Below are 22,170 nucleotides of genomic sequence, written 5' to 3'. Positions count from 1 at the left end.
AGTTACTAAAAAGCCTTTTGAAATTTAGCAGGATAAAGCATTATTGAGAGAAATTTGCCTACTTTGATAAGGCCTTTTTATATTAGCATTTTTAAAATTTATACCAGTGCTTTATTTTTGCTAGCATAGTAATAAAAAGTAGCAAAATTTTCAAAACTAGCTCGTGGCTATTTTATTGCCACTTTTATTTATATTTGCGGTTTTGTTTCTAATTTAAATTTCTATTTTGTATTTTTAAAAACTTTTTCAAGATGCGCTTCATACTCTTTTATGTATCTTGGAACATCTGGCATCTTGATAACATCGCAGCAGATAAAGTGTGGGAGCGATTTCATGCCTAAAAACTCATTTGCCTTTCTAAAATGAAAGTAAACTCCATCAACGCCACGCGCCTCAAAAAACTCGTTTGGATCACTAAAAGCCTCGGTTGGAGCGTTCCAAGTAAGGCTTAGCATAAACTGCTTGTCATTTAACAAGCCGCCTTTGCCGTAGTTTTTAGTTGGATCGACCCTGTGTCTGCCATCGCTCGTATAAAGCTTGCCGTGGCCTGCGGTAAAGACCTCGTCGATATATTTTTTAACTATCCAAGGCTCACCCATCCACCAAGCTGGCATCTGCCAAACTACTGCGTCCATCCAGAGAAATTTTTCGACCTCAGCCTCGATATCATAGCCTTGATCTATTGTAGTTTGCTTTATCTCGTGACCCATTTTTACGAGCTTCACGCATGCAAGGTCGTGAAGTGTTTGATTTAGTCTACCATCTGAGTGGGCAAATTTTTTACCACCATTTATAAGTAAAATTTTCATCTTATCTCCTTTAAAAAACGTAAATTTTAGTCAAGAAAAGTATCATTTTCCTAAACAAAAATGGCTAAACATCTCGTCTAAAATTTCACTTCTTTCAAATGGCTTTGTGATGCTTGCAAGCGCCTTTATCGCGGTATTTAACTCGTAAGCGAAAATTTCTAGCTCCTCTTCATTTAGTCTAAAAAACGCTCTTTTTAAAGCCTCACTCGCCTCTTTACAGCTTAAAATTTGGCGGTTTGAGCTTAGCATGATCTCGTCGGTATCTTGTGTCTTGAGGTAGCTTTCAAGCTCTTTTAAAACTACGCTCGTATCAGTTTTTGCTGAAATTTTGATAGCGCCCTCTAGCTCTATATCAAATTTAAACGCTAGATCGCTTTTGTTTAAGATGAAAAAAGCTTTTTTATTTGAGTTAGAAACAAGCCTAATTATCTCTTTGTCTTGCTCATCGCTTGGGTTTGAGCCATCAAAAACAGCTAGGATAATGTCAGCTTCGTTTATGGCTGAGATTGAGTAATTTATGCCGATTTGCTCGATCCTTCCAGCATCTTTTCTGATGCCTGCGGTGTCTATTATACGAACTAGATGTGAGCCGATCTTAAAATTTTCTTCTATCCTATCTCTGGTCGTGCCCGCCTCGTCGCTAACGATCGCTCTCTCGTATGCCAAAAACGAGTTTAAAATGGAGCTTTTGCCAACATTTGGCTTACCAACGATAGCGATCTTAAAGCCATCTATTAGCCCTCTTCTTTGCTCGCTAAGAGTGGCTATGCGCTCTAGCTTCTCGCTATTTTTTAAAAGCATCTGCTTAGTCTGCTCTAGTAAATTTGCAGGCAAATCATCATCAGCATAGTCAATCATTGTCTCCACAAAAGCAAGAGTTTTGACCACTTCGCTTCTGATCTCACTAACAAATCTACTAAGATCGCCCTGCATCTGGCGGGTCAAAATTTTAGCAGCGATCTCACTTTTTGAAGTGATGAGCCCCTGCATAGCCTCAGCCTTGGCTAGATCCATCTTGCCATTTAAAAATGCTCGCTTACTAAACTCGCCAGGCATAGCAAGCCTTGCGCCAGCTTTTATTAGCTCATTTAAAATTCTCTCACTAACCATCACGCCACCATGAGTTTGAAATTCGACGATATCCTCGCCTGTAAAGCTTGCTGGGGCTTTAAAATATATAACGATGCCCTCGTCTAAAATTTCATCATCAAGGGAGTAAATTTTAGCTAGTTTTGCATATCTTGGCTCTAAATTTGAAAGTTTAAGGAGTTTTAAAGAGATAGCTAGGGCGTCCTTGCCACTAAGCCTTACGATAGAAACTGAGCCAACGCCATAAGCTGTGGCAAGGGCTACGATAGTTTCACTCATTTTTTGAAAAAGTCATTTACAACGACAAATTTGCCGTCATTGCCACTTTTTATACCGACATATTTATCTGGAAATTTTTCGCGAAGCTTCTCAAGCGCGATCTTAACCAAAACCCCATCAAGTGGCTTAGTTTGAGCTCTACCGCTATTTTGCACACGCTCGATCACGCCATTTAGATATTGATCCATCATCGCTTCTTGATTTTGCAAAAATTGCGCAATTTCAAGGCGGATAGCAAGGTTGTATTTTGAGTTTAGCCAGTTATAAAGCATGTAAGATATCGCTTTATACCTATAACCTTCTTTACCTATAAGTAGAGCCGCATCAGCTCCATCAAGCTCTATAAGCACCGTTTCATCGTCAAATTTGCTAACTTCAATTTTACTAATATCAAAACAACTTGCCTTAAAAAGACGATTCATGCCCTCTTTGATCTCAGGTAAAATTTTATCAAAGTCGATTGCTGCTTTTTCTTTTTTTTCTTTTTGTAAAGCTTGAGCCGCACTCTCTTCATCAGTTTGGTTAAAATTTTCAATAATAGAATTATCTAAAATATTTTTAGGAGCATTTTTACCAGCTTGTGGCTCCTTTATTTCTTTTGGCTCATCAAGTCTCTTTATCACATATCCTGGTTCAGCCTCTTCTTCACTCTTTTGAGCAAATGCATCTTTAGCTAGAGCTTCATTTTTTTCACTTAAATTTGACTTTTCATTTTTATGCTCTTTTTGCTCAAATTTAGTTTCGCTTTTTTCATCTCTATGTTTTTTAGAGCCTCGCTTTTTATCACTATGATCGTGTTTTTTAGCTTGCTTTTTATCCTCTTTTATAGCCTCGTTCTCATCATTTTTTTTAACAAAATTTTTATCATTTTTTGGCTTGTGTTGTGGTTTTGGCTGATTTTCTAAACTTGCTTCAATGATCGCACTTCTTTTAAAAAATCCCAAAAAACCACTGCTTGGATGCTGTAAAACTTTTATATCAAGCTGAGTTACTGAGCAGTTAAGCTGCTCAGCTGCCTTTTGAAATGCCTCTTGAAGGGTATTTGCTTCTATTTTCATTAAGCCTTTACCTCCGTAGCTTTTTTATGTTTTTCAAAAAGTTTATTTACAAATACTTGCTGAACAACCGAGCAAACGTTATTTACAAACCAGTAAAGCGTAAGACCAGCTGGGAATGTCACGAAGAAAAATGTAAATATAAGAGGTAAAAATTTCATCACCTTTTCTTGCATAGGATCAGTAAATGTCGTTGGTGTAAGCTTTTGCTGTAAAAACATAGTTAGACCCATCAAAATAGGTAATACAAAATATGGATCCATTACCGAAAGATCGTGTATCCAAAGTACCCAAGGAGCACCTTTTAGCTCGATCGCATTTAGTAAAACGCGGTAGATCGCAAAAAATACTGGGATTTGAAGCAAGATCGGCAAGCATCCACCCATTGGATTTGCGCCATGCTTTTTATAAAGTTCCATCATATGAACTTGCATTTTTTGCTTATCATCTTTATATTTTGTCTGAAGCTCTTTTACCTTTGGAGCAAGCTCTTTAAGCTTGTTCATGGATAACATACCCTTATATGTAAGTGGGAATAAAACTATCCTTATAACAAGTGTTAGCACAACTATTGCCCAACCCCAGTTGCCAATGTAGTTATGCAAGAAATTTAAAAATGCAAACATCGGTTTTGCTATAAATGTAAACCAACCATACTCAATAACGTCGTTTAGTCTCTCGTCCATTGAGCTTAAAATTTTATGCTCTTTTGGTCCGATATATGCGCCTAATTTTAAATTATCATTTGCCTTTACAAAAAGAATAGGATTATTGTTAGAATCTTTGTCTACGGCTACTTCAAATGGCTTTTCAAATGAGTAAAATAGCGTCGTATAGTATCTATCAGAGGCGGCTGCTATTGTGGTATTTGCATAGTTTTTAACCTCTTTTGTATCGCCATCTTCTATGATATTTAGGCTATCGTCTGTGTTTCTAAGCATAATGCCATGAACTGTGTAGCTATCTATCGCGATATTTGGTCTAAAACCAGGAGTGATGAAATAATCAACATTTTTACTTAAATTTACTTCAACTTCATATCTACCATTTGGATAAAATTTGATATTTTTTGTAATTGTGACGCCATCTAAATTTTGAGTAAGTTTTATGGTTCTAGGCTCGCTGCTGGCATCTATCTCTCTAGCGTCACTACTATATGCGACCTTAAAAGCATCGGCATTTAGCATACTATCGTTAAATCTAAGCTCAAGTGGCAATGGATTTTGCGAAACAAGCTCGATTTTGTTGCCATCTTCTGTTTTATATTTCTCTTCAGTTAGATAGAATTTTGAAATTCTTCCTAGCTTATCTATTTTTGCTTCGTAGCTTTGACCTTTGATAGTAGCGATTATCTCGTTTGAAGCTAAATTTTCATTTGATTTTGGAGTATTTTGATTTATATTTGGAGCTTTATTTTGATCTATTGCTTGAGACATTGTAGTTTGGTTTTGCTCAGGCACCACTCTTTTTGGCATAAAAAAATCATACACTATAAAAAAAACAATAGATAAAAGCGCTGCAAGAAGCAACCTTTTTTGCATAGACATCTGTTCCATTTTAATTTTTTTCCTTTAATTTATCTAATACTTTTACGACATAAAATTTACCATTCTGACAAGGGACAAACCAAAAATTTACATTTCTGGTATCACTTTTTTGAGATATAAAACATAAGTTAAATTTTTTGTAGATGATTGGGTAGTTGATACCGCCTTTAAAAAGTTGATTGCATCTTAAAATTCGCATAAATGTTGCAAAAAAAGCAGAAAAAAAACTATTTGTTTGAAATTCCCAAATCGCGTATTGTGAGCAAGTCGGGTAATAGCGACAGCTTTTTGGTAGAAGTATGGAAATATATTTTTGATAAAAAGCGATAGCTTTAATCGCAATTTTTTTCATTTTAAACATCCCATTTTTTTTGTAGACCAACTTAAATTTTTACAAATTTTTTCAAATGAAATTTCTGTAATTCCATTTTTTGCGATCATAATATATGTGCCATCTTTTAATTCACTAGAAATGTTAAAAAAAGCGGCTCTCAAAAGTCTTTTTGCTCTATTTCTAACTACCGCTTTTCCTACTTTTTTACTAGCAACTACTGCTATTTTTTTTTCATTTGTTGGTTTATAAAAAATAATGCAAGCATCACAATGCCACTTGCTAGCCTCTTTATAAACTTGAGAGAATTCTTTTGAGCCGCTTAACGACTCAAAACCAGCTAAGCAGCCAATCTTTTTCTACCTTTGGCACGTCTAGCGTTTATTACCTTTCGTCCATTTTTAGTTTTCATTCTTAAGCGAAAGCCGTGAGTGCGTTTTTTAGGGGTTTTATGAGGCTGATAAGTCCTTTTCATTTCTATCCTTAAAGTTAATGTAAAAAGTGGGATTTTATCAAAGCAATACTTAAATTCCTTTGAATGACTTAGCTTAAAAAGCCATAACTCAAACTTTAAGCAAATCAAGTTATAATCCAAAAATGAATTTTAATAAAGACAATAGGCTTTTAAAAAAATTATTTTTCTTAAAACTAATTGGTTATAAGTTTATTGATAAAAATTTTCTTAGTCTAAGCAATTATCATGATTACAACAATATTGATGAGCTAAACCGCGAAGTAAAAAAATGTTCTCTTTGTTCTTTGCGAAACAGCTCAAAAGACGTAACAGCCGGTATCGGCAATGAAAATAGCAAAATCATGTTTATATTATTTTCTAAAAAAAATGATTCTTATGAAAATAACAGTAAAAAATTTTTAGAAAATGCCATAAAAAATAGTTTAAATTTAGATATAAAAGAAATTTATATAAGTTCTCTACTTCGGTGTGAAATTTCACAAAATGATGATAAAAGTCCGATTTTAATCCGTTCTATTGAACTTTGTCGTCCTTATTTGTTTGAAGAGATTAGGCTGATAAAGCCAAAGATAATCGTGACTTTAGGAGAGAAAGCTTTTATGCATTTATATCCAAATTTATTATTAAAAGGCGGATTTGCAAGCATAAGAGGTAGTATTTTAAAAAATGAAAATAGCCTTATTTTGCCAACGTTTTCGCCAGAGTGGATCAGCAAAAATCCTAGTTTTGAAAATATTTTTATAGATGATTTAAGAAAGATCAAAGGAGTGATATGAGAAAAATTTTACTTTTTTTAGCCATTTTTTCGACTATTTTTGCATCACAAGATGAGATAAATTTTGAGGACAATACTACAAAAAACCAAAGTCTATCAAGCATACCTCCAGCAAAGATTACTTATATAAATTTAGAACCAGAATTTTGTGATAATACCTGCTTAAATGAGCTTATCAAGGCTGATTTACTGGCCAGCTTTATGGCGAGATTTGAACCAACAAAAATAGATGATGACGCTCTTTTGGAACTTTATATCTCTCTTGGTGGCGAAGCTATTTTAAAAGTTAATAAAAGCGGCAAAATCGCTGTAATCATCCCGCAAAAGATTATAAAATCTTATGCAAATGTTGTATCAAATGCGGTCTTAAGCTATGTCTTAAAGCAAGACGCAGATGTTGAGATCAAGTTTATAAATAGCAACGATGAAAGCCCACAAAGTCTTACAAATGCTATGCAAACGGCTAGAGCACAAGGCTTTAATTATTTTATCGCAGCCCTTACATCAAATGGTGCAAACATTATAAATTCGCTAGTTCTATCAAATGAGCTTATCTACATTCCAAGCGTTCATAGCTCCTTTATCATAAATCCAAAGCCAAATTTGATCTTTGGTGGCATTGATTATAAAGAGCAAATTTCAGCTTTGCTAGCTTACTCGAACGAAAAAATAGTTGCATTTGATGATGGTAGTTCATTAGGGCAAAAGCTAAATGAATATGTCCGCATGCAAAGTAGCGATTATCATGAAGCCTCTATTGTAGGCAAAGATATAAATTTAAACGACACTTTAAGTAAAAAATCCAAGTTTGATAATGCAAGTATATTTTTAAACATCCCAATCGTCAAAACTTCTCTTGTAGCAACGCAGATGAGAGGCTTTGAAATAAAGCCATACGCACTTTTAAGCACGCAGATAAATTTTTTACCAAATATCTTTAATGCCATCGCGCAAAGAGATAGACAAAATCTTTTCATCGCAAACTCACTAAATCCTATTAACGACTTATTTTTGGGGCTTGGTGATCTTTTTGATGTAGATTTTAGATATTCGCAAATCGGCTATTCAAGTGCTTTTGGTGCCGAGTATATATATACAAATTTTATAGATAAAAGTGCTGATAGAATTTTTACCGAAAGAGTTGAAAACTCTCAAGTCTTATATGGAGTTAAAATTTATAACGCAAAAGGCGACTACTTTGACGAAGCAAATCAAGATATTTTGCTCGATCAAAATAGCTCAATGTAAAAGCACAAAGTGGCTAAAGTTAAATTTTTAAACTTAGCCACGATCTAAAATTTAGAATTCTCCAAAAATTTCTTTATCTCGTCATTTATCTTAGCAAGCTTCTCTTCTTTCATAAAGGCTAACGTAATCGTCGCTCTAAAAAGTAGCTTTTCGGCATTTTTGTCATCAAATTTATAAATTTCTTGCTCCAAAACAAGACTAGCTTTTTTAAGCTCTAAAATTTTGGTTCTAACAAATACTTCATCGCCAAGTACAGCAGAAGCTATAAATTTAGCCTCTAGCGACGAAACTACAAAGTATCCGTTCTCTTTTGTAAAATTTAATCCAGCCTTAAAAAATGCTTCACTTCTGGCTCGCTCGCAAAATTTTATGTAGTTTGTATGGTAGACTATGCCACCAGCATCAGTATCTTCGTAGTAGATTCGTATTTTCATTACATTTAATCTCCGGATTCAAAATTTACTGTAAGCTCAATTATTCTTGTAAGCTTTTTTATTTCTTTAACAATTGATAACTTTGAGATAAATTTCATTTTTTCATACCTTCTAATCTCTAAAGATAGCCTTGGAAAAATTTTGCTCATCAAAGTTTCATTTGCCTGAAAATAAAATTTTCTTTTCATTTTGTCCCTATTTAATACAATATAAAATACTCTTTCATTATTGCCATCAAAACTATCGTTATCAAAATATATTCTACAATCTGCTACGTTTGTTTCAAAAAAAAGCTCATCAGGGAATTCGTCTTTGCTTATAAGATTTATCAAGGCTCCTTTGTCATTTGTAGCAAATAAAAAAGTATTTATTTCTGGAATTACATTATGGAAAAAATATTTATTTAACAATTCATTGTGCACATCAATGTATGCCTTACCTTGAGTTAAATAGCTTTGAATATCTACTTTTACTTCATTAAAGTCGCAATCGTTTTGTTCTATAGTATCAACTATATTGTTTATTGTTTGCAACATATTATTTAAGATAGGCAGCCTAGAGTGAGATACTATATTTATACCTTGTGCCCAAGCTAAATTAACAGCCTCTTTGTCAAAGTCGCTTGCAGAGAATATTACAGGGACATCCAAAAATCTATACTTATTGTCTTTTTGAGAGGATATGTAGTTTTCAGATATATCTTTATATGCTCCTATATATTCTCTAATAAAAGATTTATCTACTTTTTTATCCCAAAATTTACACTCCGCTAGTAGCCTTATCGGAAAAACAAAGGGTATATTTCTGGAGTAAATTCCCACAAAATCAATTTGATGATTAGTTCCTCTGCCTTTTATCTCTCCATTTTTAGTTACTATGTTGCCATTTAAAATACCAGGACAACCTTTTCCACATTTTGCAAATCCATTCTGTTGTAACCAATATGAAATAAAAATTTCATATAGATATCCACACATTTGGCCTTTTGTCATACTATAACCTTTGTGCTAATTTTTACAACAATCATAACACCTTATTCTTTAATTTATTTTTTTATGTTTTAATAAAGATTTATTTACCTATTTATTACATCTATACTATATGTTAATGGCTTCAAATTTATTTGATTTCTTTAAAAAACCTACATCGTTTAACTTTAAACAAATTCTAATAATTAATACAATTATTAGCACACATTTAGTTTTTTATAAAAAGCTATTACATTAGAAAATTTATAAATTTTAAGTCAAAATAATAGGAAGTCCCAAAAAGCAACGAACAAATTTGTCTTTTAAAAAATAAACTTATCCCTTGCGCGTCTTCTTCATCACCAGATCGCACTTAGCGCCGCGAGTAATCATCAAGGATTGATCATAAAATAAAATCAGCACCACCGAAACCCCGACACCTAGGGCTAGCGAGACCGTCGTAGTCGTGATCGCGTTATCGAAAAATATGATTAGATATTCGTTTTTCTTAGCGATATCAGGCTCGTTTAGAAACGAAAACAGCGCCAAGATGCCCTTATACGCATAAACTCCGGGCACCATCGGCAAAAGCGCCGGAAATGCGATGATCTCGGCGGGCACCTTTAGCCGTTTAGCAAAGAGCATACCTAAAATCCCGCTCAAAAATGACACGATGAGAGTGGCGACGCTGATGTTAAAAAATCCCATCTGCATGATCCAAAAGCGGCTAGCGTGCGCAAACGCCGCAAGCAGCGCGCAAAATGCGAGAGTCCTTTTTGGCGGAGAGCTAGCGTAGGCAAAACCAAGCCCCGCCACCGCGGCAAAAGCGCCGTCTATGAGCGTCGCAGTTAAAAGCTCAAACATGTAAAATCTCCGCATTGCTAAGCGAGAGCGTGATATAGACACCCACTGCTATGCAAAGTATCAGGATGCCCGTACTCACGGCTCTACTGATGCCTACAAGCGTGTTGTCGTTTATGATATCAAAGACCGAGTTTATGAGAAAAACGCCCGGCATCAAAAAGAGTATCGACGAGCCGATCGCCACGTCGCTAGTGTGCGTAAAGCCGTAAAATACGCCAAGATAGGCGATAAAAGAGACGACAAACGAGACCAGGACGTACTGGATTTTTAAATTTACGCCCATTTTAGCAAGCGCAAATCTAAGGCTATACCCCACGAGCGTCGCGAAAAATACGCATACGACCGAGCCCGCATCGCCGCCGAAAAGCCTGCAAAACGCCGCATTTGCAAGGCTTATTAAAATAAGCGAACTTGCAAATTTATTCGCGCCGATGCGCATGACGCTCTCAAACTGCTCTTTAGCCTCGCCCAGGCTTAAATTTTCATCCAAAATCCGCCAGCTAAGCGACGAAAGCTCGGAAATACGGTTAAAGCTCACCTGTCCCAGCGGGATCTTTTTCACGTAGGTTCGGCGCAGGGAGTTGTCGGCCGAGTCCATGACGCTAATCGTAAAATACTTCACGAAAATCGTCACGCTAATATCGTAACCGTAGTGTTTAGCTATGCGGTCTACGCACTTTTCTACGCGTGCAGTGTAGGTACCAGCGCTCACCATCGCCGTCGTGTATTTGGCTAAAAAATTTGTTAAGACTTGAATATCAGGCTTCGCGTTCATTTTGGCTAATCTTAAATTTCACAAAAAATAAAATGATTTGTAAAACAAGCATAATTTTCATCACATATTCACTCGCACTATGCATTTTGGCAAATTCAGCCGTCTGTGTCGCATCAACCCCCAAATTTTGAGCATAAACTATAAAAGGCGTAAAGAAAAATACAAAGCTCAAAGCTAAAGCCAAATTTAAAAAAGCAAGCATTAACATGCTAAATTTTAGTGAAAAAATAAGCTTTTTTCTAAGATCAAATAGCTCGCTAATTATTACAACTATGCTTATAAAAAGCAAAATATAATTAAATTTCAAAAATATCTTTGTCATCATTTGACCGCTCATAAAATGCGTAAGTATGCCATCTCCTATGATACTTTGCGGGAAAAATATGACTGGTGCCACCAAGATACCAAGCGTTAGCTCAGCTCCTATAAGTACTGCCAAAAGCAAAAAATAAATTCCTCTCAAACTCTCTCCTTTATATTTTTAACTTCGCGCAAAAGCCTCTATCAAAGCCAGCCAAATCTTTGTAAAAACTATACTCAAAACCATTGGCCTCTAAGAATTTTTGCATACTTGCTTTTTGATCGTATCCCATCTCACAAGCAACGTTTTTGATATTACGATCTTTGGCTATGAGAATAATGTCTTTTAAGATTTCATCTCCTACTTCGCCTCCAAAGAGCGCACTTTCTGGCTCATTTAGTACAAATTTACTAAGTTTATAGCCTCTTGCAATATATGGCGGATTTGAAACCAAAATATCAATATCTTCTAAAATTTCATCCACATAAGAGCAGTTTAAAAATTTAATCCTCCCACCTACATCAAATTTATCTGCATTTTTTTTAGCAAGCATCAAAGCTTTTTCATTGATGTCTGTCGCTACGATATTTGCCTTTGTTTTTAGAGCTAGCATGATACTAATAATTCCACTTCCTGTGCCTATTTCTGCGATCTTTGGTTCATTATATTCGCGTGAAATTTCTATTACTTTATCCACTAAAATTTCTGTTTCAGGTCTTGGGATAAGCACTCCGCTTTCCACGTAAAAATCAAGCCCATAAAAGCTAGCTTTACCAGTTATATATTCAAGAGGCTCGTAGTTTTCATACCTTTTAACTAGAGCAAAATAGCCACTCTCATCAAATTCGTTTTTTTGATTTAAAAATATCCATTCAATACTTACGTCAAGATAGCTCATAAGCAAAATTTTAGCCACTCTACTTGGATTTTGACAAAGTGAGCCTAGCCTTAAACTAGCCTCTTTAAGAGCCTCTTCAACTTTCATTTTCCAGCTCGTTTATACGCTCAAAAAGGCTTGGGTGCGAGTGATAGACGAACGCATAGAGCGGATGAGCCTTCGGGAAGGCCTTGTTTTCGCTGCCTAGCTTTTTTAGCGCGCTTATCATGTCGGCTTTGTTTGAAACCTCGCCTGCGAATTTATCGGCGCCAAATTCGTTTGCGCGGCTAAAATACGAGCTCACCGGCGAAAATAAAAATCCGAAAATCGGCGAGAAAAGTAGCAAAAACACGATCATTCCGCCGCCTCCGCTATGAAGCCCAAGCGCTTGATACGCCGCGTCTGGGATGTTACCAAATATCAAAAATATCGCAAAAAGCATAACCGCGCTTAGAGCGATCATTTTTAGGATATCTTTGTGCTTAAAGTGCCCCAGCTCATGCCCTAAAACGGCGATTATCTCATCTAGGCTTAGTTTTTTAACGAGCGTGTCGAAAAGCACCACGCGTTTAGTCGCGCCAAGGCCGCCGAAATAGGCGTTTAGGCGGTTGTCGCGCTTGCTGGCGTCTATCGTAAAAACGCCGCTACTTTTAAACCCGCACTGCGCTAGAAGCCCTTCTATACGGCTTTTTAGCTCGCCCTCTTCTAGCGGCTGCATTTTGTTAAAGATAGGCGCGATGAGCGTCGGATAGATGAGATTTATCACGAGCGCGACGCCAAAGCTCAGCAAAAACGCCCAAAACCACCAAAAATCGCCCAAAAATCTAATGCAAAGCAGTACCAGCCACACAAACAGCGTGCCAAACACTAGCGTTAGCGCAAGCGTTTTAAGTAGATCAAGCGCGAAAATTTTGGGCGTTACGTTTGAAAAGCCTAGCTTTTTATCTTTTACGAAGGTTTCGTAGATATTTAGCGGTAGCTCCAGCAACGACGAAACGAGCAAAAATACCATAACCATAAAGATGTTGTCGCCTATATCTCCAGTTTTGTAGGCATACCCCGATATCGCACCAAGCCCCCAGCACGCCCACATCATAAATATCGTTGCGTGATAAAAAAGGCTAGCTATCTCAAATTTTTGATTCGTTATCGCTGCCGCGGCGGCGGTTTCGTATTCATTCTGCTCTAGCACGACGGCCGGCTTTTTAGCCTCCGCGCGGATAAAGTTTATCTGCAAAATCGACAAAATCGCCTTTGCGGCAACGTAAAAAAAGTAAATACCGAGTAAAAAATAAAACATATTTTTACGCCCTATTTTAAAAAATTATCATAAAACGAGCTGATAAAAAGCACCAAAATGATAAACGGTACGACGAATTTGATATACCAAAACCAGACATTTATTAGTTTTGCATGTTTTTCACTACCTTGCAAAATTTCTTTTTTTGCATCATCTTTTAGCGCCCAACCTACGAATATTGCACACCCAAATGAAGTAAATACAAAAAATATCGTTGCGCTTATTGCATCATATGCATCAAAAATATTCTTACCAAAAATGTTTACGTGACTTAGTATGTTTGTAGCCATCAGCGAAGGCAAATTTCCTAAAATAAATATACCTCCAAGGACTAAAAATATTGCTTTCTTGCGTTTTATTTTAAATTTTTCTTGAAGTGTTGTGATTATTACTTCATATATTGGTAGCGATGTTGTAAGTGCAGCGATCATTAATAGTGCAAAAAATGCAACCGCGAAAAAACCACCAAATGGCATGTGAGAAAAAACAATTGGTAGTGATTTAAATACCAAACTTGGGCCACTATCTGGCGATACTCCATAGCTAAAAAGAGAAGGAAAAATCATAAATCCTGCAAGCACGGCAATTACCGTATTTAAAATACCTGTAATGATAGAAATTTTAACCAAACCCTCATCCTTTTTCACAAAGCTAGAAAGCGTGATCATCACACCAAATCCAAGCGAAAGAGCAAAAAAGACCTGCCCCAAAACATCGACAAAAAGCTTTAAATTTATCTTTGAGAAATTAGGCGTTAAGTAAAATTTCACACCTTCTATTGCACCATCTAGCGTGATATTTTTAGCGATCATAATAAGCATTAAAATAAAAAGTAGTGGCATTAAAAATTTCGCTGATCGCTCGATACCGCCGACCGCACCCTGCACCAAAATAGCGTAATTAACCAGCACAAAAACAAGAGTCGCAAAGCTGATAGCAAGTGGATTGCTTACGATATTTTGCTCATAAAACGCACTTGTCTCCTCAAAACTAACCACATGTGAGAGATCAAGTAAACCAAATGAAATTTGGGCGATATAGTTTAACACCCAGCCGCCAATAACCATGTAGTAAGCCATGATGCCAAAAGCGCCAACAAGCCCCATCCAGCCAACGATCTGCCACTTTTTGCTGATCTTTTTGCCATTTATCGATCCGCCAAAAGCATCCACGGCATTACATTTTAGGCGTCTACCGATCGCGTTTTCAACTAAAATCATCGGTATACCAATCACGATCATCGCGATACAAAACACGAGTACATAGGCACCGCCGCCGTTTTGCCCGACTAAATACGGAAAACGCCACGTCGCACCAAAGCCGACCGTAGCTCCTGCAACAGCTAAAATGTATGTGAGCCTTGAACTCCAAGATTTTCTATCCATCTTTTTGCCTTTGTGAAAAATAGGGATTATATAAAAAAATTGATTAAATTTTGCTAGCAATAAGCGGTGTTAGGATGCAAGCTCAGTTTTTTGTTAATTTTAAGAATTTTTACGAATGAATTTTCTTTCACGTTTTGTTTTTATGGACAAATTTAGATAACTGCTTAAAATTAAATTTATTAGTGCAAAATGCCAAATTCTACATATCCTTCCATCGCAATAAACAATATCCAGCCCTCCTTGGGACTACAAAAATAGTGATGCTCTGGGATATTTTCAACTACAAATTTTAAAAAATTATAAAAATACTCGGGTGCAAATTTAACTTCTATATTTGTTAAGTTGTCGCCGATGTAGCTTATCTCGCCACTTAAAATTTTACTTTTTATGCTTGGATTTGAGCTGAGAAATTTTTTAATGTCGGTAAAATTTTTATATTCAGCCGTTTTGTAACCTTTTAAATTTCTCAAAACTGGCTTTGAGCCGATAAAGGTCAAATTTTGCTCTATAAACTCCGCTCCATCATTACTCACACACCAATTTTCACCAAAATTTGACAAAAAAGTAAGCATCTCATCGTCAGCTGAGATAAAATTTGAAACTAAATTTTTCTGACTCATTTGCCTCCTTTTTTGTAAAATTTAGTAAACTGCCCATAATCCTTTAAAAACAAAGATCGCATAGAAATTAATGATTAAATTTAGGATTGTGAATAATTTTTTATTGCTAATTCGCACATAAAACCGGTTCAGGTTTTAGCTTCACACTTGGAGCTGTTTTGCTAAAGCTTATGAGATCCTCTGTCGTTTGGATACTAAAAGGCAGGCGTGTGAGGCAGACTTTAAAAATTTCAGCTGCTGCTATTGCGTCATTTAACGCTCTGTGGTGGGTATTGTTTATGCCAAGAAGCTCTTTTAGCGAGCCAAGTCCGTATTTTTGCGAAGCGATAGTGCGACGACTAAGATCGATGGTACAAAGCTTTCTATTTAGCAACATGCCAAGGCCGATCTCATTTAGGCTATGAGAGATAAATCCGTAGTCAAAATTTACGTTGTGCGCGATAAATACGCTAGTCCCTAGAAAAATTTTAAACCGCTCAAGCACATTTAGTAAATTTGGAGCGCCAACTAGATCGCTCGCCTTTATGCCAGTTAGCTCGGTGATATTTTCAGGCACCACAGGAGCTGCCACAAAGCTTTCAAAGCGCCCTATTTCGGTGCCATTTTTCATTTTTATTGCACCGATTTCAATGATCTGTCCGCTTGTAGTGCCACCAGTTGTTTCGATATCAACCACGCAAAATTCCTGCTCACTAATATCTCTAAATCTTGTGCCAAGCTCGATCTCATTCTCTTCATTTCTGGTGATATCAAGCCCAAGGGTTCGCCACATATCAAGATCGCGCACGTCAATGAGTGATGAAATTTCTTCTATATCGCCAAATCTTAAAATAAACTCATGATAGCTTAAATTTTGCCTAGCTAAAATTTCAATGCTATTTTCTAAACGCTGTTTTTTTGGTTTCAAAACTCAAGCTTTATGGCGCGAATGGCTTGTTCGTAAGAATTTGATGAGAATATGTAGTTGCCAGCCACCAAGATATCAGCTCCAGCCTCTTCAAGATCAGGAGCATTTAGTCCGTTTACGCCGCCATCTACTTCGATCAGGCACTTAGCGTTTTTTCGTTCTATCAGCTCTCGTAGCGCCCTTGTTTTTTCAAGCACGACTGGCATAAATTTCTGACCACCAAAGCCAGGATTTACGCTCATTAAAAGCACCATATCAACCTCATCGATGATATGCTCGATCGCACTAACTGGCGTATGCGGATTTAGCACGATGCCAGGGCCAACGCCATTTTTTCTGATGTGATCGATGAGCCTTAATGGATGCTTCTCTTCTTCAATGTGAAAGGTTAGAAATTTTGGCTTTAGCGGCAAGAAAAGATCAGTAAAAAATGAGTTATTCTCAACCATTAAATGTATATCAAGTGGCTTTGTAGCTGCTTTTGCAACGGCATTTACCACGACTGGTCCGATAGTTAAATTTGGCACAAAATGCCCATCCATAACATCAACATGCACCAGATCACACCCAGCCTCGCAAATGGCTCTTATCTCAGCTGCCAAATTTCCAAAATCAGCCGATAAAATACTAGGTGCAACATACATTTCTTCTCCTTACTTGGTTACAAATACAAAGCCTATTTCGTCATCTTTTACATCTAGTCTATTCATGATGCCTACACTATTGCGATCGAAAAAAACATCATCAGATAAAATTTTAGGCAAGCTAACTTTTACTTTTATGCCTTTTTGCCAAAGATGAGTCAAAAATTTATCTGTAATGATACTAAAAATTTGAGAATATCCACTTAAATAATCATTTGAATCATTGCCTTCAGGCATAAAAATAGAGCAAATTTTGTCTAATTTATCTTTTTTTACTCCAAATAGCACTCTTGCGTAAATATCACCATAATACTGAACACAAATACGCAAGTAATCGCACTCATCCTCTATGTCAAGCGCACTAACCTTGGTATCAACACACAAAATTTCTTCTTCTGCTAACTGTGAGATAATTTTGCTCGCGATTTGCGTCACATAAGATGAAATTTGAGCAACGCTCTTGTTGATATCTACTGGCTCTACATCAAAGTCTCTTTTTTTAAGATAAAAAATAGTGTCGTCTTTGTAAAAGTCATTTAAATTTTTATAGATAAATATATTTGCATCTTTAAGGTATGTTACTAATTCAATAGATAAATTTGATTCGTTTATGCCACAAAGCGAAATAAATGCACCTGATCTTTTGCTAATGCTAGCAAGTTTGATTAGAAATTTTGCACCCCTTATATTTAAAGCACCAGAAATATTTACCCATAAAATAAAAAATTTATATCCGATTTTTAGCATAATGTCATGAGTTGACATATCAAAATCTTCAATAAAATCTGAGTCCATAAAACTTTTTATGGCATAAACAACGACACCATCTTTTATAAAAGTATCTATCTGATTTTGTCTTAATCTCACATGATTTAGCTGCGACACTGCATAACTATATAAATTCTTTTTTTTATTAAACTCGGTTGCATCTCTAGCCTCAACTACATCAAATAAGCGATTTTTGAGATAATTAGCTAAATAGTGCTTGTACTGCTCAGTTGAGTTATAAATGAAAACTTTGTCATTTGTGTTGTTTAGAAATTTATTTAAAAACAAGCTTGCGATATTTTCACTTTCAAACATTGAAATATTTGAAGTATTCTTAACTGTTCTCATCATCAATTCATAAAAAATTTCATTGTAATCGCAAATCGCAAATACCACGCCAAGCTTTTGCGCTTCTTCGCTTAAATTTTCAATTACTCTACCAAGCCAAACGGGGCTAAAAAATGTAACATTTTTTAGTGAGAGCAGTATAGCGCTGATATCGCGCGATAAAATTTGGTTTATGTATTTTTCACTTAATTTTAATGGAACATTCTCTGCTTCCAAAAAACCAAAAGGCCTTATAATTGCCATAGAACCATTAAAAGTTAATTTCATTTTTGTAGAGCTTTTTTAATAAATATAATGGTTTGCATCTCTGGATAAACATTGATATCTAAAATTTTATCAACTCCAAAATCATAAAATTCAGACCTGCTGGACTCATAAGAGAGTAAAATTTTAAAAAAACAAAGCATCTCTTTATCAATCTTGCTTAATGATTGTTTGTTCATATTCATCGCTTTTAAAAAAATATCCCAAAGACTAAAGCCATATTTTTTTTGCAAAATTTTATTATAGCTTACATCAGAATACGAAATAACGTCTGACATGCAAGATGGATATTTTGAAAATAAATTCTCACACACTATAATACAGGCCATAGAATACGGAGCAAGCGATAAATAGTTGTAGTGTTTTTCTTTAAAAGAGTTTAATATCTTTAGCCAATCTGATAAAATTTTAGCATTAAGCTCGATCAAATCGACGATTTTAAAATTAAATACCTTATAAATTTTTGGAGATTTTAAAAATATAAAATAAGAAAGCACTATCGCTCTAAAAGTATCAATGCCAAGCATATTTGCTATTACTACCAAATCATTGCCATCATAAGGAATATCAAATTTTGCACGTTTAAAAATGGAGCTAAAATAAGTTTTAAAAGATGCTATATTTTGCAAAGTAGTAACTGCATCAGTTACATTACCAGCTAACAACAAGTGCTCGATCTTTTCAAAAAGAGTTGGCATCTGTAAAACAAAATCAACATTTTTTTCGATCAACTCTTTACTAAGCATTTTGTATCACTCAAGATTTCTAAATATTTTTTGCTATTTATAATTTATAGACAAAGGCGTTATTTTATCTAGATTATTAATAAAAATCAATTCTTTTAAAAAAGAATCTATTTAAGCATTACTTTTGTTTGTTTTAGATAAAATCAGCAGAAATTTTTGTTTATAAGGAAAAAAAATGTCAAAAATATGTGCGATAACAGGCAAAGGACCAATGATAGGCAACAATGTGAGCCATGCTAACAATAAAACTAAAAGAAGATTCTTGCCAAATCTTAGAACGATTCGCGTTACACTAGAAGATGGTACTACAAGAAAGATAAAAGTTGCTGCTTCTACTCTAAGAACGATGAAAAAACAATCAAACTAAGAATATAAAATGAAGAGGAATTTATGTCTTTTCTCTCAAGACTTTTAAAATTCCTCAACTGGTCAAACTCTACAAAACCAGAAATAAGCCTAGATACTGAGCTTTATGAACAATTAAAACCTTTTAGATTTCCACTAATTTCAGTCGTATTACTGTTACTTTTTGGAACATTAGGTTATGTCTTAATAGATAATTTCTCACTAATAGATGCCTTTTACCAAGCTGGCATGACTTTTACAACAGTTGGTTTTACCGAAGTTGCTCCAATAACTCCAAAGGGCAGAATTTTTACTATCACATTTATACTTATTGGTTTTATTATATTTACACTATCGATTGGTATTGTGGTTGAGGTTTTAAAAAGAGGTACATTAATTAGCATTTTAAAGGAACGACGCATGCTTTATAGGATCGCAAGACTAAAGAATCACTTCGTTATTTGTTATCACAATCTATACACAATCGAACTTAGTGCTCAATTTCGCGAAAATCATATACCTTTTGTAGTGGTCGATGATAGAGAAGATATCGCAGAGCTAGCTCAAATTTATAAATATCCATATTTCATAAAGGCTCAGCCACATACACAAATTGCCTTTTTAAAAACACATCTATCAAGCGCAAAAGGACTTATAACTCTTAGCTCAAATATTGCTGATAATATCGCCCTTATAGCATCTGTAAGACTTTATGAAAAAGAGATAGGTCGCAGAAAGCCTTATCATATCATCACAAATGCAGAGACAGAAGACGATACGCAAAGATTAAAAAAATTAGGTGCTGACAATGTAGTAAGCCCATCTCGCTTAGTCGCGCAGCGATTAAGTGCCATGAGCGTAAGGCCAGACATGGAAAATTTATTAGAGCAGTTTTTGTATACAAAAAATTCACCTATCGATATAGAAGAAATTCTTGTTCCTGATTACTCTTGGATAAGATTTAAAAGACTAAAAGAGACTCATCTACGAAATATCACTAATGCGGACATAGTAGGCATTAGAGATATAAATAATAATTTTGTGCCAATGCCAAATGGTGACACATTAGTGGGGACAGGATCAAAGCTTTTAGTTATCGGTACCGTTGATGGGATACGTCTAACCAAGCGTGTTGTAAAAAGCAAACACAAACCTGAAGAATTTAAATACGTATAAAATAAATTTTTCTACTCACTCTTTTTAAAAATTTAAGCAATGGCTTGGCGTCTATTTTATATCCAAGCATTTACAAAGTCTTGATAAAATTTCTCAAATTTTTATAGGAGCCGATATGTTACATGAATATACAGACCTTATAAATGAGCTAAAGAAAACCGATGCTCGTTTTGCTGCTCTTTGCAAAAAACATGATGAGCTAAATAAAAAAATAGACGACAATCTGGCAAAACCATCTGAAATTGATAATTTAAAGAAAGAGAAGTTAAAACTAAAAGACGAAATTTATGCTCAAATTTTAAAGCATAAAAAGTAAGAATAAATTTATCTAGTCTTTGAGATTAGATAATAAATTCTGGTTCAAATTTTGTCCCATTTACTCGAACTATTCTCGCTGGTATACCAACGACTGTCGCGTTTGCTGGGACATTTTTTAATACGACTGAATTTGCACCGATCTTAGCATTTTCACTGATCGTTATGGCACCTAGTATCTTTGAGCCAGCTGCGATAGTCACACCATTTTTTACAGTCGGATGCCTTTTGCCACACTCTTTTCCGGTACCTCCAAGTGTTACTTGATGATACATCATTACATCATCGCCTATCTCAGCTGTCTCACCGATAACCACACCCATACCATGATCTATGAAAAATCTCCTGCCGATCTTTGCTCCAGGATGGATCTCGATGCCCGTTAAAAATCTTGCAATTTGTGAGATGAGTCTAGCTAGAAAAAAACGTTCTTTTTTATATAAAAAATGAGAAATTTTATGAAACAAAACCGCATGAATACCAGGAGTGTTTATAAGTATTGCCAAAAAGCAACACTTATGTACCGATGGGTCTTTTTCACGAACAGTTTGAACTAACTCCTTTAGACTCTCCCACATATTTTTATGCTCCGTAAAGCTCTGTACTTAGGTATCTCTCGCCGTTATCTGGAGCTATGAAAAGTACTTTTTTGCCAGTGCCAAGTCTTTTAGCTACTCTTTTTGCAGCCACGTAAGCAGCACCACCACTTATGCCTATCATCAAGCCATCACTTTTTGCGATCGCTCTAGCTGCGTTTAGTGCGTCATCGTTACTTACTTTTTCTACTTCGCTAACTAAGCTCATATTCATAGTATTTGGTAAAAATCCGGCTCCAATGCCTTGAATCTTATGCGGTCCTGGGTTGCCACCACTTAAAACTGGGGATGCTTCAGGCTCTACTGCGATGATCTTAGTATCATAGCCCTTTTCTTTTAAAATTTTTGCTACGCCACTTATTGTGCCACCTGTACCAACGCCAGCTACAAATGCATCAAGTTTACTAAAATCAGCCACAATTTCAGCAGCTGTTGTTAGTTCGTGAGCTTGTGGGTTATACTTGTTTTCAAACTGGCTTAGCATTACGTGATTTGGCTGAGCTGCTAGCTCTGTAGCTCTTGCGATCGCTGCTTTCATACCACCAGACGCTGGAGTAAGCTCAAGATGAGCGCCATAAGCAGCAACGATCTTGCGTCTTTCGATACTCATGCTCTCTGGCATGCAAAGTATCACTTTAAAGCCAAGTGCAGCACCGCACATCGCTACGCCAATGCCAGTATTTCCGCTCGTTGGCTCAACGATCGTATCACCATGTTTTAGCGTACCGTCAGCTAGCATTTTGGTTATCATATTAAATGCGATCCTATCTTTTACAGAGCCACCTGGGTTAAAAAACTCTAGTTTTACGTAAATTTCGGCTTCATCAGCACCTGTTTTTACCTTTACGATAGGTGTATTACCAATCGTTTTAACGATGTTATCGTAAATCATCACTCCTCCTAAATTAAATAAGATAAATTTTGTGTAA

The 22,170-nt window shown here is 35.7% G+C and carries 27 protein-coding genes; 5 read left to right on the top strand and 22 right to left on the bottom strand.

Going from position 1 to position 22,170, the window contains the following annotated elements; translation table 11 throughout:
* Positions 1–221: 221 nt before the first annotated feature.
* From FZ940_RS00580 to rpmH, 7 genes are read right to left on the bottom strand one after another with little or no spacing between them, the layout of a single operon-like run.
* A complete protein-coding gene (locus tag FZ940_RS00580; protein ID WP_148821116.1) occupies positions 222–809 on the bottom strand; it encodes an NAD(P)H-dependent oxidoreductase in 588 nt (195 codons plus the stop codon).
* Positions 810–851: 42 nt separating this feature from the next.
* Positions 852–2,177: a tRNA uridine-5-carboxymethylaminomethyl(34) synthesis GTPase MnmE gene (gene mnmE, locus FZ940_RS00575; protein ID WP_107793138.1), complete on the bottom strand. Its 1,326-nt coding sequence runs from the start codon at positions 2,175–2,177 to the stop codon at positions 852–854.
* Complete coding sequence (locus tag FZ940_RS00570) at positions 2,174–3,235, bottom strand: Jag N-terminal domain-containing protein (protein WP_148821115.1); 1,062 nt, start codon at positions 3,233–3,235, stop codon at positions 2,174–2,176. Before FZ940_RS00570 ends, mnmE begins: the two co-directional genes overlap by 4 nt.
* Positions 3,235–4,788, bottom strand: a complete 1,554-nt coding sequence (gene yidC, locus FZ940_RS00565) for a membrane protein insertase YidC (RefSeq protein WP_103589446.1) — start codon at positions 4,786–4,788, stop codon at positions 3,235–3,237. The genes FZ940_RS00570 and yidC overlap by 1 nt, the downstream gene beginning before the upstream one ends.
* Position 4,789: 1 nt before the next feature.
* Positions 4,790–5,131 carry a membrane protein insertion efficiency factor YidD gene (gene yidD / locus FZ940_RS00560; protein WP_103589447.1) on the bottom strand — a complete coding sequence of 114 codons (342 nt, stop codon included), beginning with the start codon at positions 5,129–5,131 and terminating at the stop codon, positions 4,790–4,792.
* Positions 5,128–5,463 (bottom strand): ribonuclease P protein component, encoded by a 336-nt coding sequence (gene rnpA / locus FZ940_RS00555; protein ID WP_080658720.1) that lies wholly within the window; start codon positions 5,461–5,463, stop codon positions 5,128–5,130. The genes yidD and rnpA overlap by 4 nt, the downstream gene beginning before the upstream one ends.
* Positions 5,451–5,585: a 50S ribosomal protein L34 gene (gene rpmH / locus FZ940_RS00550; RefSeq protein WP_002940373.1), complete on the bottom strand. Its 135-nt coding sequence runs from the start codon at positions 5,583–5,585 to the stop codon at positions 5,451–5,453. The genes rnpA and rpmH overlap by 13 nt, the downstream gene beginning before the upstream one ends.
* A 122-nt stretch (positions 5,586–5,707) precedes the next feature.
* Between rpmH and FZ940_RS00545 the strand changes: the two genes are divergently transcribed.
* Both FZ940_RS00545 and FZ940_RS00540 read left to right on the top strand, forming a co-directional pair.
* Positions 5,708–6,361 (top strand): uracil-DNA glycosylase family protein, encoded by a 654-nt coding sequence (locus tag FZ940_RS00545; RefSeq protein WP_148821114.1) that lies wholly within the window; start codon positions 5,708–5,710, stop codon positions 6,359–6,361.
* A complete protein-coding gene (locus FZ940_RS00540) occupies positions 6,358–7,608 on the top strand; it encodes a hypothetical protein (protein ID WP_148821113.1) in 1,251 nt (416 codons plus the stop codon). Before FZ940_RS00545 ends, FZ940_RS00540 begins: the two co-directional genes overlap by 4 nt.
* 44 nt (positions 7,609–7,652) lie before the next feature.
* Here FZ940_RS00540 and FZ940_RS00535 read toward each other — a convergent pair whose 3' ends face one another.
* From FZ940_RS00535 to FZ940_RS00475, 13 genes are all read right to left on the bottom strand, one after another.
* Positions 7,653–8,042 carry a YbgC/FadM family acyl-CoA thioesterase gene (locus FZ940_RS00535; RefSeq protein ID WP_107686502.1) on the bottom strand — a complete coding sequence of 130 codons (390 nt, stop codon included), beginning with the start codon at positions 8,040–8,042 and terminating at the stop codon, positions 7,653–7,655.
* A gap of 5 nt (positions 8,043–8,047) precedes the next feature.
* Positions 8,048–9,034: a hypothetical protein gene (locus FZ940_RS00530; RefSeq protein WP_148821112.1), complete on the bottom strand. Its 987-nt coding sequence runs from the start codon at positions 9,032–9,034 to the stop codon at positions 8,048–8,050.
* Between the two features lie 312 nt (positions 9,035–9,346).
* Positions 9,347–9,874 carry a threonine/serine exporter family protein gene (locus tag FZ940_RS00525; protein ID WP_148821567.1) on the bottom strand — a complete coding sequence of 176 codons (528 nt, stop codon included), beginning with the start codon at positions 9,872–9,874 and terminating at the stop codon, positions 9,347–9,349.
* Positions 9,867–10,649 carry a threonine/serine exporter family protein gene (locus FZ940_RS00520; RefSeq protein ID WP_148821111.1) on the bottom strand — a complete coding sequence of 261 codons (783 nt, stop codon included), beginning with the start codon at positions 10,647–10,649 and terminating at the stop codon, positions 9,867–9,869. Before FZ940_RS00520 ends, FZ940_RS00525 begins: the two co-directional genes overlap by 8 nt.
* Positions 10,633–11,112: a DUF4149 domain-containing protein gene (locus tag FZ940_RS00515; RefSeq protein WP_148821110.1), complete on the bottom strand. Its 480-nt coding sequence runs from the start codon at positions 11,110–11,112 to the stop codon at positions 10,633–10,635. The genes FZ940_RS00520 and FZ940_RS00515 overlap by 17 nt, the downstream gene beginning before the upstream one ends.
* A 10-nt stretch (positions 11,113–11,122) precedes the next feature.
* Positions 11,123–11,935: a peptide chain release factor N(5)-glutamine methyltransferase gene (gene prmC / locus FZ940_RS00510; RefSeq protein ID WP_148821109.1), complete on the bottom strand. Its 813-nt coding sequence runs from the start codon at positions 11,933–11,935 to the stop codon at positions 11,123–11,125.
* Positions 11,925–13,127, bottom strand: coding sequence for a M48 family metallopeptidase (locus FZ940_RS00505; RefSeq protein WP_148821108.1), 1,203 nt, complete (start codon positions 13,125–13,127; stop codon positions 11,925–11,927). Before FZ940_RS00505 ends, prmC begins: the two co-directional genes overlap by 11 nt.
* An 11-nt stretch (positions 13,128–13,138) precedes the next feature.
* Entirely contained in the window at positions 13,139–14,512 is a 1,374-nt protein-coding gene (locus FZ940_RS00500; protein WP_148821107.1) for a sodium-dependent transporter, read from the bottom strand.
* 179 nt (positions 14,513–14,691) lie between these two features.
* Positions 14,692–15,132 carry a hypothetical protein gene (locus FZ940_RS00495; protein ID WP_148821106.1) on the bottom strand — a complete coding sequence of 147 codons (441 nt, stop codon included), beginning with the start codon at positions 15,130–15,132 and terminating at the stop codon, positions 14,692–14,694.
* 106 nt (positions 15,133–15,238) lie between these two features.
* Positions 15,239–16,039, bottom strand: coding sequence for a 3'-5' exonuclease (locus tag FZ940_RS00490; protein ID WP_103628933.1), 801 nt, complete (start codon positions 16,037–16,039; stop codon positions 15,239–15,241).
* Positions 16,036–16,683 carry a ribulose-phosphate 3-epimerase gene (gene rpe / locus FZ940_RS00485; protein WP_148821105.1) on the bottom strand — a complete coding sequence of 216 codons (648 nt, stop codon included), beginning with the start codon at positions 16,681–16,683 and terminating at the stop codon, positions 16,036–16,038. Before rpe ends, FZ940_RS00490 begins: the two co-directional genes overlap by 4 nt.
* Before the next feature lie 9 nt (positions 16,684–16,692).
* Positions 16,693–18,015 carry a hypothetical protein gene (locus FZ940_RS00480; protein WP_187422121.1) on the bottom strand — a complete coding sequence of 441 codons (1,323 nt, stop codon included), beginning with the start codon at positions 18,013–18,015 and terminating at the stop codon, positions 16,693–16,695.
* Between the two features lie 47 nt (positions 18,016–18,062).
* The gene (locus tag FZ940_RS00475) at positions 18,063–18,809 is read right to left on the bottom strand and encodes a hypothetical protein (RefSeq protein WP_148821103.1); all 747 of its coding nucleotides are present in this window, start codon (positions 18,807–18,809) and stop codon (positions 18,063–18,065) included.
* Between the two features lie 175 nt (positions 18,810–18,984).
* On the opposite strand from FZ940_RS00475, the gene rpmB reads away from it, so the two are divergent.
* The 3 genes from rpmB (at position 18,985) to FZ940_RS00460 (ending at position 20,646) form a co-directional block, all read left to right on the top strand.
* Positions 18,985–19,176, top strand: a complete 192-nt coding sequence (gene rpmB, locus FZ940_RS00470; protein ID WP_148821102.1) for a 50S ribosomal protein L28 — start codon at positions 18,985–18,987, stop codon at positions 19,174–19,176.
* Between the two features lie 23 nt (positions 19,177–19,199).
* Complete coding sequence (locus tag FZ940_RS00465) at positions 19,200–20,330, top strand: potassium channel family protein (RefSeq protein WP_021090478.1); 1,131 nt, start codon at positions 19,200–19,202, stop codon at positions 20,328–20,330.
* A gap of 115 nt (positions 20,331–20,445) precedes the next feature.
* On the top strand, positions 20,446–20,646 hold the full coding sequence (locus FZ940_RS00460) for an HP1242/YdcH family protein (protein ID WP_021091004.1): 201 nt from the start codon (positions 20,446–20,448) through the stop codon (positions 20,644–20,646).
* A gap of 25 nt (positions 20,647–20,671) precedes the next feature.
* On the opposite strand, the gene epsC is transcribed toward FZ940_RS00460, so the two are convergent.
* The gene (epsC, locus tag FZ940_RS00455; RefSeq protein WP_148821101.1) at positions 20,672–21,223 is read right to left on the bottom strand and encodes a serine O-acetyltransferase EpsC; all 552 of its coding nucleotides are present in this window, start codon (positions 21,221–21,223) and stop codon (positions 20,672–20,674) included.
* A 4-nt stretch (positions 21,224–21,227) separates the two neighbouring features.
* On the bottom strand, positions 21,228–22,133 hold the full coding sequence (cysK, locus tag FZ940_RS00450; RefSeq protein WP_148821100.1) for a cysteine synthase A: 906 nt from the start codon (positions 22,131–22,133) through the stop codon (positions 21,228–21,230).
* Positions 22,134–22,170 lie beyond the last annotated feature (37 nt).

The sequence above is a fragment of the Campylobacter concisus genome (assembly GCF_902460415.1).
Taxonomy (GTDB): Bacteria; Campylobacterota; Campylobacteria; order Campylobacterales; family Campylobacteraceae; genus Campylobacter_A; species Campylobacter_A concisus_Y.
The sequence above is the reverse complement of the archived record's forward strand: the minus strand, read 5'-3'. Positions and strand labels throughout refer to the sequence as shown.

What these genes read in the sequence shown, in the direction of transcription:
- yidD (WP_103589447.1), bottom strand. Translation starts at nt 5,131, where the DNA reads ATGAAAAAAATTGCGATTAAAGCTATCGCTTTTTATCAAAAATATATT.
- FZ940_RS00500 (WP_148821107.1), bottom strand. Translation starts at nt 14,512, where the DNA reads ATGGATAGAAAATCTTGGAGTTCAAGGCTCACATACATTTTAGCTGTT.
- FZ940_RS00535 (WP_107686502.1), bottom strand. Translation starts at nt 8,042, where the DNA reads ATGAAAATACGAATCTACTACGAAGATACTGATGCTGGTGGCATAGTC.
- cysK (WP_148821100.1), bottom strand. Translation starts at nt 22,133, where the DNA reads ATGATTTACGATAACATCGTTAAAACGATTGGTAATACACCTATCGTA.
- yidC (WP_103589446.1), bottom strand. Translation starts at nt 4,788, where the DNA reads ATGGAACAGATGTCTATGCAAAAAAGGTTGCTTCTTGCAGCGCTTTTA.
- rpmB (WP_148821102.1), top strand. Translation starts at nt 18,985, where the DNA reads ATGTCAAAAATATGTGCGATAACAGGCAAAGGACCAATGATAGGCAAC.
- FZ940_RS00520 (WP_148821111.1), bottom strand. Translation starts at nt 10,649, where the DNA reads ATGAACGCGAAGCCTGATATTCAAGTCTTAACAAATTTTTTAGCCAAA.
- FZ940_RS00580 (WP_148821116.1), bottom strand. Translation starts at nt 809, where the DNA reads ATGAAAATTTTACTTATAAATGGTGGTAAAAAATTTGCCCACTCAGAT.
- epsC (WP_148821101.1), bottom strand. Translation starts at nt 21,223, where the DNA reads ATGTGGGAGAGTCTAAAGGAGTTAGTTCAAACTGTTCGTGAAAAAGAC.
- rpmH (WP_002940373.1), bottom strand. Translation starts at nt 5,585, where the DNA reads ATGAAAAGGACTTATCAGCCTCATAAAACCCCTAAAAAACGCACTCAC.
- FZ940_RS00540 (WP_148821113.1), top strand. Translation starts at nt 6,358, where the DNA reads ATGAGAAAAATTTTACTTTTTTTAGCCATTTTTTCGACTATTTTTGCA.
- FZ940_RS00460 (WP_021091004.1), top strand. Translation starts at nt 20,446, where the DNA reads ATGTTACATGAATATACAGACCTTATAAATGAGCTAAAGAAAACCGAT.
- FZ940_RS00545 (WP_148821114.1), top strand. Translation starts at nt 5,708, where the DNA reads ATGAATTTTAATAAAGACAATAGGCTTTTAAAAAAATTATTTTTCTTA.
- prmC (WP_148821109.1), bottom strand. Translation starts at nt 11,935, where the DNA reads ATGAAAGTTGAAGAGGCTCTTAAAGAGGCTAGTTTAAGGCTAGGCTCA.
- FZ940_RS00505 (WP_148821108.1), bottom strand. Translation starts at nt 13,127, where the DNA reads ATGTTTTATTTTTTACTCGGTATTTACTTTTTTTACGTTGCCGCAAAG.
- FZ940_RS00530 (WP_148821112.1), bottom strand. Translation starts at nt 9,034, where the DNA reads ATGACAAAAGGCCAAATGTGTGGATATCTATATGAAATTTTTATTTCA.
- rpe (WP_148821105.1), bottom strand. Translation starts at nt 16,683, where the DNA reads ATGTATGTTGCACCTAGTATTTTATCGGCTGATTTTGGAAATTTGGCA.
- FZ940_RS00495 (WP_148821106.1), bottom strand. Translation starts at nt 15,132, where the DNA reads ATGAGTCAGAAAAATTTAGTTTCAAATTTTATCTCAGCTGACGATGAG.
- mnmE (WP_107793138.1), bottom strand. Translation starts at nt 2,177, where the DNA reads ATGAGTGAAACTATCGTAGCCCTTGCCACAGCTTATGGCGTTGGCTCA.
- FZ940_RS00525 (WP_148821567.1), bottom strand. Translation starts at nt 9,874, where the DNA reads ATGTTTGAGCTTTTAACTGCGACGCTCATAGACGGCGCTTTTGCCGCG.
- FZ940_RS00475 (WP_148821103.1), bottom strand. Translation starts at nt 18,809, where the DNA reads ATGCTTAGTAAAGAGTTGATCGAAAAAAATGTTGATTTTGTTTTACAG.
- FZ940_RS00570 (WP_148821115.1), bottom strand. Translation starts at nt 3,235, where the DNA reads ATGAAAATAGAAGCAAATACCCTTCAAGAGGCATTTCAAAAGGCAGCT.
- FZ940_RS00465 (WP_021090478.1), top strand. Translation starts at nt 19,200, where the DNA reads ATGTCTTTTCTCTCAAGACTTTTAAAATTCCTCAACTGGTCAAACTCT.